This window comes from Mesorhizobium sp. P5_C1, from assembly GCF_054049815.1.
The window spans coordinates 1-1,161 of sequence record NZ_JBFULQ010001029.1 but is presented as its reverse complement, the minus strand read 5'-3'; the positions used below and the strand labels follow the sequence as shown (position 1 = coordinate 1,161).

Genomic DNA, 1,161 nt, shown 5'->3' with positions numbered 1-1,161 from the left:
AAGATGAGGTTGCAGGTATGCCGGGGTCTAGCAATGGAGAACGCCTATGACCAAAAATCAAAAGCGCCTACACCTTGCTGCATCAGTTCTTTCGGTAACCCTTCTTCTTTTGAAGAATGCGGTTATACTAATTGATCTGATCAGCAAGGTTGTCAACTATGCCCGGTCCTTTCGAAAATTTTTGCCACTCCTACTGGAAAAATGGAAAGCCGATCTTCGTTCCGAACCCGTTTGGCGAGGAGCTGGGCAGAAAGCTCAAGCGTAAAGTCGCCAAGAAATACACGTTCGACAAATTCATTTATCACTTTAAGGAGGGCTCTCACGTGGTTGCCCTCCACAGGCACCGCAAAAACGCGTTCTTCTGCCGTGTTGACCTCAGCCGTTTCTTCTACAGCATCAAGCGCAACCGTCTGAAGCGCGTCCTCAAGGACATTGGTATTCCGAAGCCGGAGTACTACGCCAAGTGGTCGACGGTCAAAAACCCGTTTGCGGGCGGAGGCTATGTACTTCCATATGGATTCGTGCAGTCTCCTATCCTCGCCACCCTCATTCTCTCGGAGTCACCAATAGGCACTTACCTGCGGGCTCTGCCTGACACGATCACGCCGTCTGTTTACATGGACGACCTGTGTCTATCGGGACAAGACCAGGCTGCATTGAAGGAAGCTTTTGACGGACTGGTGGTGGCCGTAGCTGCAGCCGGGTTCACCTTGAACGATGAAAAAACGCGAGAGCCCGCTGCGAAGATCGACATTTTCAATTGCTCGTTGGAGAATGGCAACACGGCCGTACTGCCCGACCGGATTGACGAATTCTTCGCAGAGGATCGCGAAGCCGCCGCCGTCGCGTCGTTCGAGACCTATGTCGATATAGTGAAGTCCAAAACGTGGCGGATTGGAGACTCCAAGAAGAGACKGCGCAATGCGTTTGAGCTGCGGCGAAAGAAGGCGGCAGCTGCTCCGGTCGTATAGAGCTTCGCGTCGGGATTGGCCCAGTCGCGCTAAACCTAGTAACTGGGCGTGTTCCGATATTCCCCCATTACATTATTTGGACGGGCACTCGGTTGAGATTCTTACGCCGGTGCCAAGAACCTCCATTAGCCGCAAGATGCATCTACGACCTTGCGATTCGAGGTTGATCTGCCCACCACCATTCATGAAC

Annotated in this window: 1 protein-coding gene; it reads left to right on the top strand. The window is 52.7% G+C overall.

Annotation, left to right across the window (positions count from 1 at the left end; translation table 11 throughout):
* Positions 1 to 158: 158 nt before the first annotated feature.
* On the top strand, positions 159 to 971 hold the full coding sequence (locus ACXJ7R_RS33610) for a reverse transcriptase domain-containing protein (protein ID WP_457155552.1): 813 nt from the start codon (positions 159 to 161) through the stop codon (positions 969 to 971).
* The last annotated feature ends 190 nt before the right edge of the window (positions 972 to 1,161 follow it).